Source organism: Erythrobacter donghaensis, from assembly GCF_001557325.1.
Classification (GTDB): domain Bacteria; phylum Pseudomonadota; class Alphaproteobacteria; order Sphingomonadales; family Sphingomonadaceae; genus Erythrobacter; species Erythrobacter donghaensis_B.
Genome location: NZ_LSJS01000079.1, coordinates 1 through 12,786 on the forward strand (window position 1 = coordinate 1; position 12,786 = coordinate 12,786).

At 69.0% G+C, this 12,786-nt stretch carries 12 protein-coding genes; 4 read left to right on the top strand and 8 right to left on the bottom strand.

The window, feature by feature from the left end; all coding sequences use genetic code 11:
• From folK to AX692_RS03895, 3 genes are all read right to left on the bottom strand, one after another.
• A partial coding sequence (gene folK / locus AX692_RS03885) for a 2-amino-4-hydroxy-6-hydroxymethyldihydropteridine diphosphokinase (protein WP_073977567.1) occupies positions 1–471 on the bottom strand: 471 nt, incomplete at its 3' end.
• A 10-nt stretch (positions 472–481) separates the two neighbouring features.
• Positions 482–1,360 carry an N-carbamoylputrescine amidase gene (gene aguB, locus AX692_RS03890; RefSeq protein WP_073974796.1) on the bottom strand — a complete coding sequence of 293 codons (879 nt, stop codon included), beginning with the start codon at positions 1,358–1,360 and terminating at the stop codon, positions 482–484.
• Between the two features lie 63 nt (positions 1,361–1,423).
• Positions 1,424–2,329 (bottom strand): class I SAM-dependent methyltransferase, encoded by a 906-nt coding sequence (locus AX692_RS03895; protein WP_073974795.1) that lies wholly within the window; start codon positions 2,327–2,329, stop codon positions 1,424–1,426.
• 107 nt (positions 2,330–2,436) lie between these two features.
• On the opposite strand from AX692_RS03895, the gene msrA reads away from it, so the two are divergent.
• Entirely contained in the window at positions 2,437–2,979 is a 543-nt protein-coding gene (gene msrA / locus AX692_RS03900; protein WP_073974797.1) for a peptide-methionine (S)-S-oxide reductase MsrA, read from the top strand.
• 101 nt (positions 2,980–3,080) lie between these two features.
• Here msrA and AX692_RS03905 read toward each other — a convergent pair whose 3' ends face one another.
• Positions 3,081–4,346 (bottom strand): RsmB/NOP family class I SAM-dependent RNA methyltransferase, encoded by a 1,266-nt coding sequence (locus AX692_RS03905; protein ID WP_073974794.1) that lies wholly within the window; start codon positions 4,344–4,346, stop codon positions 3,081–3,083.
• 56 nt (positions 4,347–4,402) lie between these two features.
• Here AX692_RS03905 and AX692_RS18775 point away from each other — a divergent pair, with 56 nt between their 5' ends.
• Positions 4,403–4,564, top strand: a complete 162-nt coding sequence (locus tag AX692_RS18775; RefSeq protein ID WP_081095123.1) for a DUF1674 domain-containing protein — start codon at positions 4,403–4,405, stop codon at positions 4,562–4,564.
• 162 nt (positions 4,565–4,726) lie between these two features.
• On the opposite strand, the gene AX692_RS03910 is transcribed toward AX692_RS18775, so the two are convergent.
• The 4 genes from AX692_RS03910 to AX692_RS03925 all read right to left on the bottom strand — a co-directional run bounded on the left by AX692_RS03910 (position 4,727) and on the right by AX692_RS03925 (position 10,644).
• A complete protein-coding gene (locus tag AX692_RS03910) occupies positions 4,727–6,154 on the bottom strand; it encodes a cytochrome P450 (RefSeq protein WP_073974793.1) in 1,428 nt (475 codons plus the stop codon).
• A 78-nt stretch (positions 6,155–6,232) separates the two neighbouring features.
• Positions 6,233–7,267: a ferrochelatase gene (gene hemH, locus AX692_RS03915; RefSeq protein WP_073974792.1), complete on the bottom strand. Its 1,035-nt coding sequence runs from the start codon at positions 7,265–7,267 to the stop codon at positions 6,233–6,235.
• A 79-nt stretch (positions 7,268–7,346) separates the two neighbouring features.
• Positions 7,347–9,632 (bottom strand): xanthine dehydrogenase family protein molybdopterin-binding subunit, encoded by a 2,286-nt coding sequence (locus AX692_RS03920; protein ID WP_073977056.1) that lies wholly within the window; start codon positions 9,630–9,632, stop codon positions 7,347–7,349.
• Positions 9,633–9,636: 4 nt separating this feature from the next.
• Entirely contained in the window at positions 9,637–10,644 is a 1,008-nt protein-coding gene (locus AX692_RS03925) for an Mrp/NBP35 family ATP-binding protein (protein ID WP_073974855.1), read from the bottom strand.
• Positions 10,645–10,728: 84 nt separating this feature from the next.
• Here AX692_RS03925 and hflK point away from each other — a divergent pair, with 84 nt between their 5' ends.
• Both hflK and hflC read left to right on the top strand, forming a co-directional pair.
• Positions 10,729–11,889, top strand: a complete 1,161-nt coding sequence (gene hflK / locus AX692_RS03930) for a protease modulator HflK (RefSeq protein ID WP_419470484.1) — start codon at positions 10,729–10,731, stop codon at positions 11,887–11,889.
• Between the two features lie 4 nt (positions 11,890–11,893).
• A complete protein-coding gene (gene hflC / locus AX692_RS03935; protein WP_073974857.1) occupies positions 11,894–12,739 on the top strand; it encodes a protease modulator HflC in 846 nt (281 codons plus the stop codon).
• Positions 12,740–12,786 lie beyond the last annotated feature (47 nt).

Below are 12,786 nucleotides of genomic sequence, written 5' to 3' on the forward strand. Positions count from 1 at the left end.
GGTCAAGCGGGCTTGATGGTGGGCGAGCGTCAAGCCGTGCGGGGGCGTGCGCCAGTCGGGGGCGACGGTGCAGGCCGGGGCCAGCACGAAGCGCCGCCGGGCGAAACCCGGGTGGGGGATGGTGAGGATCTTCGAGACCCACGCGCCGCCGCTCCACAGCACGATGTCCAGATCGAGCACCCGGTCACCCCAGCGCTGGCCGGGCCGGCGGCCGAATTCACGCTCGGTGCGCTTGAGCGCCGCGAGCAGCGCGGGCGGATCGCGTTCGCTCTCCAGCACCAGCACGGCATTGGCGAAGCGCCGCCGCGCCGCGCCCATCGCCGGGGTCGCGATCACCGGCGAGCGCGCGGTGACGGTGCCGAAGGCGGCAAGCTCCTCCATGGCTGCGCGCACCACGCCCCCGGGAGCACCGTAGCGGTGGTGCCGCCGGTTGCTCCCGAGCGCGACGAGGTACGTGCTCGACCGCCTCAGATGTGCGCTCTCAGATATCTTGAGCGATCCGCCCGTAGAGCTGCGGACGGCGGTCGCGGAAGAAGCCCATCCCGGCACGGTGCTTCGCGGCGCGCGCCAGATCGAGCCGTGCGACCAGCACGCCGGTCTCCTCCTTGCCGAACAGCGCGAGATCATCGCCCCATTCGTCGGTGATGAAGGAGTGGCCGTAGAAGCTCTGGGCGCGCTCGGCGGGGCCCTCGTGGCCGATGCGGTTGCTCGCCACCACCGGCATGCAGTTCGACACCGCATGGCCGATCATCGCGCGGCGCCACATGCGGCTGGTGTCGAGATCGGCGTCATAGGGTTCGGAACCGATCGCAGTCGGATACATCAGGAGCTCGGCGCCCAGCAGCGCCATCACCCGCGCGCTTTCGGGATACCACTGGTCCCAGCACACGCCGACGCCGACCTTGACGCGCGCGCCGTCCTCTCCGGCCACGTCCCACACCTTGAAGCCGTCATTCCCGGGGCGGAAGTAATACTTCTCCTCGTAGCCCGGGCCGTCGGGGATGTGACTCTTGCGATAGGTGCCCATGATCGCCCCGTCGGGGCCGATCATCGCGAGGGTGTTGTAATAGTGGTGCCCGTCGCGCTCGAAGAAGCTGGTGGGGATCGTCACCTTGAGCTTCGCGGCGAGCGCTTGCATCGCGATGACGCTGGGGTGCTCGGGCGTGGGGCGGGCGAGCGCGAACAGCGCCTCGTCCTCCTCGCGGCAGAAATATTCGCCGCTGAACAGCTCGGGCGGCAGGATCAGCTGCGCGCCCCTGGCGGCGGCGTCCTCGATCAGCGCGGCGACGGCGGCGATGTTGGCCGCCTCGTCCTGATCCGAGAGGGCAAGCTGGAGGGCGGCGACAGTGATGGCGGTCATGCCGCGCCCCCTACAGCGATTCCCGGCGCGGGGGAACCTCCCGCCCGCGCCGGATGCGACAGATCACTTCGCCTTCTTGAACAGCAGAGTCATCCGGTCGCTCTCGCCCAGGCCCTTCAGGTCCTCGCGCTTGGTCGCGAGCGAGGGCGGCATTTCCCACACGCCTTCGGGGTGGTTGGCCGGGTCCTTGGCATTGGCGTTGATCTCGCTCGCCGCGACCAGCTCGAAGCCGTTGAGGCGCATGAAGTCGATCATGTCCTGCTGCTTGAGATAGCCCTTCGAGCCATCGGCATAGGCCCACGGCGCATCGGGCTTGGCGCGGTGCTGGATGATGCCGAGCAGGCCGTCATCCTTGAGCAGCTCGCGCATCGCCCGGATTTCGGTGTCGGCGGTGCCCGAACGGGTCGGGCTGTGCATCGCGCGGATCACCAGAATGCGGTCGAAGGTGCCCTTCTGCTCGGCCGCCTTGTCGAGCGTCAGCCCGCTGAACTTCTCCGCCGGCAGCCCGGTATAGCCTGCCACTTCCGCGCCAAAGCCCGCCGCCTGATCACGGATGCGCTGCTGGCGCGCCGGATCGGCGGTGGCGGTGAGCGGGTTGGCGTAGAGGCCGACCAGCTGGCCCTCGCCGCCCAGATAGTGCCCGAGCAGGCGCGAATACCACCCGCCGCCCGGCGCATATTCGCCGACCTTCATTTCCGGGCCGACATGGAAGAAGGCGAGCGTTTCGGCCGGGTGCCGGAAGGCGTCGCGCGCCTTGTCTTCCGCACGGCTCGGGTGGTTGATCGCGGCCGACAGCTGCTCGCCGTGCATCTTCATGAAGTGCGCGGTGTCCTTGATGTGGGCCTCGTCCATCATGCCGTCGGCAGCGGGCATGGCGTGACCGGCGTGCCCCGAGCTGCTTTGGGCGGCGAGCGGCGCGGCAAGGGCAAGGCCGCTGACGGCGGTCAGCGCAAGGATCAGTTTTGTCATGGCGTGTAACTCTCCCGGATTTTGGCAAGAATAGCGCACGAGGCGCTGGCATTGGCGTTTCGCTGGCCTATCTCTGGCACAAAGCAACGGAGAATTCGATGAGCAACATGCACACGGCGATCATTGCAGGCGGATGCTTCTGGTGCACCGAGGCGGTGTTCCGCGATGTCGTCGGGGTGAGCCAGGTCGAAAGCGGCTATATCGGCGGCACCAAGGCCAATCCCACCTACAAGGAGGTGTGCACCGGCACCACCGGCCATGCCGAGGGGATCCGCGTGACCTTCGATCCGGCGGTGATCAGCCTTGCCGAAATCTACGACGTGTTCCTCGGCACGCATGATCCGACGCAGCTGAACCGGCAGGGCAACGACGTGGGCACGCAGTATCGCAGCGCGATCTTCCCGCTGTCGGACGAACAGGGTGCCGAGGCCGAAGCGGCCATCGCGCGCTGGAATGCCGAGAACGGCAAGCGGGCGGTGACGACGATCGAAGGCCTGTCGGGGGGTGTGCAGACGGCGGAATGGTATCCGGCCGAGGACTATCACCAGGAATACTGGGACGGCGAAGGCCAGCGCAATCCCTACTGCCTTGCGGTGATCCCGCCCAAGCTGTTCAAGCTGCGCAAGAGCTTCCAGAAGTATGTGAAGTAGGGTGCGTTTGTCATCCCGGACTTGATCCGGGATCGCTTGCACCTTTGCGAGGCCGCGAGGAGGACAGCGGCCCCGGATCAAGTCCGGGGAGACGGTGAGGCTTAGCGCTTCACCCACCGCCCCACGAAAAACCCGTCGAGCCCGCCCACATCGGCCAGCATCCCCGGATGGGTGCGCAGCCAGCCCTCGGGGGTCGGCGCGAGGCCGGCGGGGAGTTCCTCGGGCGTGATCGGGGCGGGCGTCAGGCCGAGTTCGGCATCGATCCACGCCGCCTGTTCCTCGCCCTCCTCCACCTCGAGCGAACACACCGCATAGACCAGCACCCCGCCGGGGTTGAGCCACTCGGCCGCCTTGGCGGCGAGCGCGCGTTGCAGCTCGACCATCTCCGCCACCTGTCCCTTGCCGATGCGGTGGAGCACATCGGGGTGGCGGCGGCAGGTGCCGGTCGCGGTGCAGGGCGCGTCGATCAGGATCGCGTCGAAGCGGTGCTTGGGCTCCCACGTCAGGGCATCGGCGCGCACGGGGCTGGCCTTGAGGCCGGTGCGCTTGAGGTTGTCCTTGAGCAGGTCGAGCCGCCGCTTCGACATGTCGAGCGCGGTGACCTTCCAGCCGGACGCGGCCAGCTGCATGGTCTTGCCGCCGGGCGCGGCGCACAGGTCGAGCGCGTGCCTGCCCTCACCCGCCCCCAGCAGCCGCGCGGGCAGCGAGGCGGCGAGGTCCTGCACCCACCATGCACCCTCCTTGAAGTCCGCAAGGCTCTCCACCGCCGCGCCGCGCGGCAGGCGGATGTGGCCCGGCGCGAGGCTGACGCCGCCCATCTGGACGGCGCGGGTCGCGGTTTCGGCCGGGTCGCGCAGGGCAAGGTCGAGCTCGGGCGGGAAGGCGAGGCCGGGGGCGATCGCGGCGGCCCTCTCCACGCCCCAGCGGGCGATGACGCGCTCGGGCAAGGTGGGCATTTCGGGCAGCGTCGCGCCCTGCTTGTCGCCCTCGATTCTCGTTAACGCCGAGAACACCCCGTGCGCGAGCCGCCTAGGCCCACCCTCGAGCAGCGCGAGGCCGGTCGCGATCACCGCGTGCGGCGGCGTCTCGAGCCGCAGCGTCTGGGCGAGCATCAGCCGCAGCACCATCCGCGCCTTGGCATCGTCGGGCAGGCGCTGCTTCGTGGCGCTGTCGATCAGGCCGTCGAGATCGGTCAGCCAGCGCAGGGTCTCCCCCGCGATGGCGCGGGCGAGCGCGCGGTCGGGTGCCTTGCGGACATCGCCGAGCGCGGTGCCTTCGGCCTGCTCGAGCGTCTCGCCCCGCCGCAGCACGGCATCGAGCAGGCGCAGCGCGGCGCGGCGCACGGGAAGTCCGGGGGGGAGTGCCATCGGCGCGCCTCTACAGGTGCTTGAAACAAAGCGCCAGCACGCGCATTTGGAAGGGCATGACCCGCGAGAAATCCGAGGCCGCCAAGGCCTTCAAGAAGCCCGCCCACTGGACCAACGATCCGGTGCCCGCGCCCAAGGCGGTCGAGAATGACGAGAAGCTCTCTCCCACCCGCTACGGTGACTGGGAGAGAGGAGACGGGATCGCGGTCGACTTCTGAGCCGCGGCGGCGCGCGCCGCTACGGCGGTATTGCGCATCGATTGCACGGTTATTGCACGATCATGGGGCGCACTGCCGTGTTCCACGTGAAACAATGGTGCCCCTGTCAGCGCTTTGCCTGACGCTCCATGATTGGGTCGCGCTTGCCGGCCCCCGGGGGGGTCAGAGCGGCACGAACTCCACCTTGAGCCCGTCCTTGGGCTGCGGGATCGGCCATTCCTGCCAATCGGGCTTGTACCCCGCCGCTGCCTCGATGCGGTATCGCTGGAGCAGCTGCGCCATCAGGATCTTGACCTGCATATAGGCGAAGTGCAGCCCGAGGCACATATGCGCGCCCCCGCCGAAGGGCACCCAGGCATATTTATGGCGGGCCTTCACCTGCTCGGGCGTGAAGCGCAGCGGATCGAAGGTGAAGGGATTGTCCCAATATTCCTCGGAATGGTGGGTCCAGTAGATGTTGATGCCTACCGAGGCACCCGCCGGAATGCGGTAACCGCCATATTCGAATTCGCGCAGCGCACGGCGCGGCATCGAGGGCACCGGCGGCACCATCCGCAGCGATTCCTTGAAGGCCATCTCGGTGAGGTCGAGCTTGCCGAGATCGTCGTAATCGAGCGGGCGGGGGTTGCCCTCCCCGTCCGGCCCGCCGGTCACCGCGAAGATCTCCTCGCGCAGCTTCTCCTGCCATTCGGGATTGGTCGCGAGGTAATAGATCAGCGATGTCGCCGAGGAGGTGATGGTGTCGTGCGCCGCCATCATCAGGAAGTTCATGTGATCGACCACCTCGTCGACCGGCAGCAGGCTGCCGTCCTCGCGCGTGGCGGTGGCGAACTGGCTGAACATGTCCTGCCCTCCGCCTTCCGCGCGGCGGCGGAGGGTTTCGCGGGTGAAATAGTCGACCAGGAAGGCGCGGCCATCGACGCCCTTCTTCATCTTGGTGAAGGGCAGCGGCTTCCTCACCGGCGCGACCGAGGCCTGCACCATGTCGACGAAAGCCTCGTTGATCCTGTCGGCCTCGGGGCCCCAGGGCAGGCCGATAAAGCTGTCGGCGGCGAGATCGAGGGTGAGCTTCTTGATCGCGGGATAGAACTGCATCGGCCCCGCCCAGCCGGCGACTTCACGAGCAATCCCGCGGTTCAGCGCACCCGAATAGTGCCGCATCGGCTCGGGCTTGAAGGCGATCGAGAGCGCGCGGCGGTCGATCCGGTGATGCTCGAAATCCATCAGCATCAGCCCGCGCGGGAAGAGCTGGTCGAGCACCGGGCCCCAGCCCTGTTCGGAGGAGAAGATCTTGTCCTTGTTGAACAGCAGCAGCTCGTTCGCCTCGGCCCCGATCAGCGCGATCTGCCAGCCGCCGAAGGCGCGGTTCTTGTAGACCTTGCCGTGGGCGGCGATCATCCGCGCGGCAAAGGCGTGCGGATCGGCGAGCATGGTCAAGGTGTTGCCGATCACCGGCCAGCCCGCTTCGCCCGGAATGTGGGCAAGATCGGCTTCGGTGAGGCGCAGCTCGCTCCAGTGACGGGGCGCACCGGCGGGGGCGCTGCCGCCGGGGGTTTCGCTATCCTGCGGGGCTTCGGCAAGGGTGGCCATGTCTTTCCAGATGCTCCGGTTATCGCGTTCGGTTTCGCAACTTACCCTGATGAAAGTTTCACGCAAGTTTCCCGCATGTCAAATCCATCCGCCCAGCTCGCGGCGCAGCATCGCCTCGATCATCGCGAGGCCATCATCCGAGGTGTTGAGGCAATCGAGCACGGCGTAATCCTCGCCGCCCGCCTCGCAGAATTCCGCACGGCCCTCGATCGCCAGCTCCTCGAGCGTCTCGACGCAGTCCGCCGCGAAGCCGGGCGCGGCGACAACCAGCCGCTTGGTGCCCTTCCCGCCTTCCGCGATCAGCGTCGCATCGGTCGAAGGTTCGAGCCACGCCGCCGGGCCGAAGCGCGACTGGAAGGTGGTCTCGAACCGCACGCCTTCGAACTCGGGCCGCGTCGCCAGCTCCTCGCGCAGCAGCCGCGCGGTCTTGGAGCAGTGGCAGTAATAGGGATCGCCCTTCTCCAGCGTCTGCTGCGGCATCCCGTGGAAGCTGAGCAGCATGACCTCGGGCCTGAAGGTGAGCGCGCGCACCTGCCGGGTGAGATCCTCGGCCAGCGCGTTCAGATAGTTGGGATCATCGTGATAGGGCGGCACGAAACGCAAGGTCGGCTGCCAGCGCATCTTGCCGAGCACGCGGGCGATCTCGTCGAACACGGTTGCGGTCGTCGCGGCGCAATATTGCGGATACATCGGCGAAATCAGGATGCGGTCGCAGCCGTCCGCCATCATCGCGGTGAGGCGGCTCTCGATCGAGGGGTTGCCGTATCGCATCGCCCAACCGACCTGCACCTGCTCACCGAAACGCCCCACCATCGCCTCGGCCTGCCGCGCGGTGATGTCGGCGAGCGGGGAGCCGCGCTCGGTCCAGATCTTCTGATAGGCCCTGGCGCTCTTCTGGGGCCGGGTGTTGAGGATGATGCCGCGCAGGATCAGCTGCCAGGCGATCGGCGGGATCTCGACCACCCGCGTGTCCGAGAGGAACTGCTTGAGGTAGCGCTTGACCGATTCGGGATCGGGCCCGTCGGGAGTGCCGAGGTTGATCAGCAGCACGCCGATGCGGCCGCTCTTGGCCGGAGGATGGTCGCCCGGAAGGCGCTGGGTCTGCCAGGTCATAGTGCGCCCAACGGTCGGCAGGCGTTTCGTTTCCGCGGCCCTGCGATTGGCGCGGCCTCATGTTGCATAAATGTCAGGATCATATGCCGTCCGAAAGTAGGGGGAGGCGGCGCAGGCGCAAGCCCGTGGCCGAATAGAGCGCATTGGCGATGGCGGGCGGGGCGACCACCGCGCCGAGCTCGCCCGGATCGGCGGGCGCGGCGTCGCTGGCGATGAACTGCACCCGCATCTCGGGGCAATCGGCCAAGGTCGGCAGGCCGAGCGCCGCCTCGCCGGCCTCTTCGGGCAGCCCGCCGCGCAGCCGCACCGCATTGCCGAGCGCGATGCCGATGCCGAACACGAGGCCGCCCTCGATCTGCTGCTTGGCGATGTCGTGGTTGATGATCCGGCCGATATCGACCGCTGCCGACAGTCGCACCACGCGCACGCCCCCTTCGCCCTGCCGCGCGGTGGCGACACAGGCGATCCGGGCTGCATCCGTCCCCTCGCCGAGCCGGGCGCAGGCGAGGCCCTGCCCGCTCTGGTCGAGCCCCCCGTCCCACTCTGCCAACTGCGCCGCGCGCTGGAGACAGGCGGCGAGCCGCACGTCGCCCCCCAGCATCGACATGCGGAACGACAGCGGCTCGCGCTTCGATTTGGCGGCGATCTCGTCGATGAAGCTCTCGATCGCGAAGATCGTCGGCCCCCAGGAATTGCCGCGCACCCGGCCGACCGGCAGGCCGATATCGGCGGGGATGTGCTCCACCATCACGGCCGGGATGGTGTAGGGCGGCAGCGCGCCTTGGAGCGCGAGCGGATCGGCCTCGCCCGCGGTGTTGCGCATCGCGGCCATGCTGGTGCGGCCCGCGAACAGGCGCTGGCCGAACTCGCGCATGGCGGGCGGCGTCGCCACCCGCACGCGCATCGCCTCGATCGCGCCGCCCGGGGTGCCGGGCGCGCCCTTGGCGAGCTGCGCGCCGAGCAGCATCCAGTAGGGCGCGCGGGGGCGGGCGCGGATCAGCTCGTCGCGGCGCGGCCAGACCAGCTGCACCGGGCGGCCCAATTCCTTGGCGATCAGCGCGATCTCGATGGCGTGATCGTGCTCGAGCCGCGCATCGAAGCTGCCGCCGGCGGGCATGGGATAGAGCGCGACATCCTCGGTCGCGATGCCGATCGCGCGTGCGGCGGCGAGGCGGGCCTGTTCGGGGGCTTGCGCGGCGATCCACAGGTCGAGCCGCCCGTCCGCGAAGCGCGCGGTCGCGGTCGCGGTCTCGAGCGGGGCGGCATAGGCGGGCTCGACCTCGTAGCGCCGCCCGATATCGACCCGCTCGAGCGCCTCGCCCCCGAACCCGGTCTCGGCGATCACATGCGCCTCGCCCGCGGTCAGCAGCGTGTCGAGCCGCGCGGCGATGTCGGCGCTGTTGACGGGCGCGACGGTGCGGAAGCGGGGCTTCATCGCGGCGAGCGCGGCCTCGGCGCTCCACCAGGTGTCGGCGGCGACCGCGAGCCAGCGCTTGCTCCGGACGACCCCCGCGATCCCCCGGATCCCGGCGGCGGCCTTGGTATCGAAGCTGTCGAGCTCGGAACCGTCGGCCGGGCCATGGCGGATCGAGGCGAACACCATGCCGGGCAGCCGCACGTCGCCCGCAAAGCGGTGCGAGCCGTCGACCTTCGATGGCAGGTCGATGCGCGGGTAGGCGGGGGCGGCGTCGACATCGGCGGGGAGCGGCTTTTCGCGCGGCGGCTCGGGCTTCAGCGGCGGGGGATCGGGCGGGGTGTAGCCTGCGGCCTCCTCGGCCAGTTCGCCGAAGCTGGCGCGGTTGGCGCCTTGGGTGACGAGCCCGTTCTCGACCTCGCATTCCTCCCAGGACACGCCCCAGCGCGCCGCGGCGGCCTGCGCGAGCATCGCGCGCGCGGCGGCGGCGGCCTCGCGGCAGGGCAATTCATAGGCGGCGAGCGACGTGCCGGCGGCGGTCGCGTTGAAGCGGTGCGACTGCGCGAAGCGGGTCGCCAGCAGCTCGTCGGTCGCGGGAGAGAGCCCGGCAAAGCTCGCGTCCCACAGCGCCATCCACTGCCTGGCCAGCGGGACATTGGCATAGGCGCCCGAGACCGGCGCGGGCTCGACCGCGATCTGCCGCCAGTCCGCCCCCAGTTCCTGCGCTATGACCTGCGGCAGGATGGTGGTGATCCCCTGCCCCATCTCGAGCTGCGGCACGGCGACCGTCACCACGCCGTCGGCGGCGATCTTGAGCCAGGCGCCGAACACATGCTCTGCCCGCGCGGCCACCAGCGGCGTGCGGTAGGTGCGCGGCAGCAGCCACCAGGCGATCACGAGGCCCCCGCCCGCCGCCGCGCCCGCCAGCAATCCGCGCCGCGAGACCTGCATCTGCCTAGAGCTTCCCCGTATCCAGCCAGCGGGCGAGCTTTTCGGCGATGGCGCGGAAGGGCTCCGCCGTCTCGTCCTCGCCGGCGGCCGGGGGCTCGCCCTTGTCGCCCGCCATGCGCGTCGCCAGCGTCAGCGGGACGCGGCCCAGGAAGGGGATTTCGAGCGCGGCGGCGAAGCGCTCCACCCCGCCCGAGCCGAAGGGATCGCTGACCTCGCCGCAATGCGGGCAGGCATAGCCCGCCATGTTCTCGACGAGGCCGATGATCGGCACCTCGCCCTGTTCGAACAATTGCCCGGCGCGCGCGGCGTCGATCAGCGCGAGGTCCTGCGGGGTCGAGACCAGCACCGCGCCATCGGGCTTGTGCGCCGATAGCATCGAGAGCTGCACGTCGCCCGTCCCCGGCGGCAGGTCGACCAGCAGCAGGTCGGTCTCGCCCCAGTCTGCCTCGACCAGCTGGCCGAGCGCCTTGCCGGTCATCGGCCCGCGCCACGCCAGCGCCTTGCCAGGGGCGACAATATGGCCCATCGAAAGCACCTTGACGCCGTAGGGGCTGTCGATGGCGACCAGCTGCGAACCATCGGGGGTGGCGGCGGGCTTGAGCCCCTCGGTCTTCAGCAGCTTGGGCTGCGAGGGGCCGTAGATGTCGCCGTCGATCACGCCGACACGGCGGCCCATCTTCGCCAGCGCGACTGCGAGATTGGTGGTGAGCGTCGACTTGCCGACCCCGCCCTTGCCGCTTCCCACCGCGATCAACCGGCGGCGGCGGCGTTCGCCGGTCAGCGCGATGCGCACCTCGGCGATTTCGGGGAGCGGGGATAGCGCGGCGGTGATCTCGGCCTCGAGCGCCTTCCGCCCCGCGTCAGCCAGATCGCCCGCCTCGGCGACGATCACCGCGCGGCCCGCAACGATCCGCGCCGAGCGCAGGCGATGGTTGATTTCGGGGCTCAGCGCGGCGCGGATCAGCGCCTCTTCGGCTTGCGGCTGGCGGGGTGGATTGTCCGACTTGCTCATGACGCGACGCCTCTAACACCAAAATCACGCAGCGAACCCCTGTTTTTCGCCGGAACCCGTGCCTATAAACAGCTCATGCAGAGAATGGACGGCTGGAGAGAACGCCTTGGCGCCGGGCTTAAGGGCCTTGCCATGGCCGGCAAGAACCCCTGGGGCGGTTCGGGCGATGACGGTTCGTCGGGCGATGACGGCGCCGGCAGCAACGGCGGCGGCGGCGGTGAAAGCTCCGGCCCGCGCAACCCGTGGCTCCCCGGCGGGGGCGAACCGGGCAAGCGCCGCTCGGCCAGCATCGAGGACATCTTCAAGAGCCGCGGCCCCGAAGGCCCGCGCCGCGCGGGCGGCGGCGGCGGCGGAGCGGGCGGCCCCGGCTTCCGCTTCCCCGAACGCCCAGACGGCAAGAGCTGGGTTCCGGTGATCCTCGGCGGCGTCGCGCTGGTGTGGGTGGGGGTGACGAGCTTCCACTTCATCCAGCCGGGCGAACAGGCGGTGGTGACGTGGCTCGGCGGCAAGTATTCGGGCACGCTCGATTCCGGCCTTCAGCCCACCCTGCCCTGGCCGATCCAGATGGTCGAGAAGGAAAACGTGACGCAGGTGCGCCTCGAGGAGGTGCCCGGCACCAAGACCGAAAAGCTGATCCTGACCGGCGACCAGAACCTCGTGGATCTGAGCTACCTGATCCGCTGGAACATCTCGGACCTCACGCTCTTCAAGTACCAGCTCAACGATCCGCGCAACGCGCTGCTCGAGATCGGCGAGGCGGCGATGCGCGCGGCGGTGGCGCGGCAGGATCTCGACTCCGTGCTGACCGGTGCGGGCCGGGCGGAGATCGAGCAGGACGTGCGCACCGCGATGCAGGCGCGGCTCGATGCCTATCGCTCCGGGATCAGCGTGCAGGGGATCGAAATCAACAAGGTCGACCCGCCGAGCCGGGTGGAAGAGGCGTTCAAGGACGTCTCGAGCGCGCAGCAGGACGCCGACGCCAACATCAACCGCGCCCGCGCGGTGGCGCAGCAGGTGCTCGCCCGCGCGCAGGGCGATGCGAGCGAGTTCAACGACATCTACGAGGAATACAAGCTCGCGCCCGAAGTGACGCGCCGCCGCCTCTATTACGAGACCATGGAACAGATCCTGGCGAAGACCGACAAGACCATCGTCGAATCCGGCAATGTCACGCCCTACCTGCCGCTCCCCGAGCTGAAGCGCCGGGCGCAGGAAGCACCGCCATCCTCGCAGCAGGGGCAGTAAGGTCATGAACGGCATTCTCCAGAACCCTCGCAACATCGTCATCGCGCTGGTCGCGCTGGCGGTGGCGGTGATCGCCAGCGTGGTGATCGTCCCCGAAACCCATCAGGCGGTGGTGATCCGCACCGGCAACCCGGTGCGTGTCATCAACCAGTTCCGCCCGGAAGTGCCCTACGGCTCGACCGGTGCCGGGATCGCGCCGCGTATCCCCTTCATCGAGGAAGTGCGGTTCATCGACCGCCGCGTGCTCGATATCGACATGGAGCGCACCCAGGTGCTCTCCAAGGACCAGCAGCGCCTGCAGGTCGATGCCTATGCCCGGTACCGCATCATCGATCCGGTGCGGCTGGTCGAGAAGGCCGGGACCGAACGCCAGCTCGAGGCGCAGCTGCTGCCGATCCTCACCTCGGTGCTGCGCCAGGAGCTCGGACGCATCCCGTTCTCGGCGTTGATCAATGCCGAACGCGGGACGGCGATGACCAACATCACCAAGACACTGGACACCCAGGCGCGTAACTACGGCGCGCAGGTGCTCGACGTGCGGATCAAGGCCGCCGACCTGCCCGAGGGCAGCCCGCTCGATGCCGCCTTCACCCGGATGGAGACCGACCGCCAGGAACAGGCCGCCACGATCCGCGCCGCCGGCCAGCGCGACGCGCAGATCATCCGCGCCGAAGCCAGCGCGCAGGCCGCCAAGATCTATGCCGATGCTTATGGGAAAGACCCGAAGTTCTACGACTTCTACCGCGCGATGCAGAGCTACCGCTCGACCTTCCTTGCCGGGGAAGGGCAGAGCACCATGGTGCTGTCGGACGACAGCGAATATTTCCGCCAGTTCAAGGGGCAACCCTAGGCATTCGACCAAGCGCAGACGCACGGCGATGGATGCGCTAAGCATTC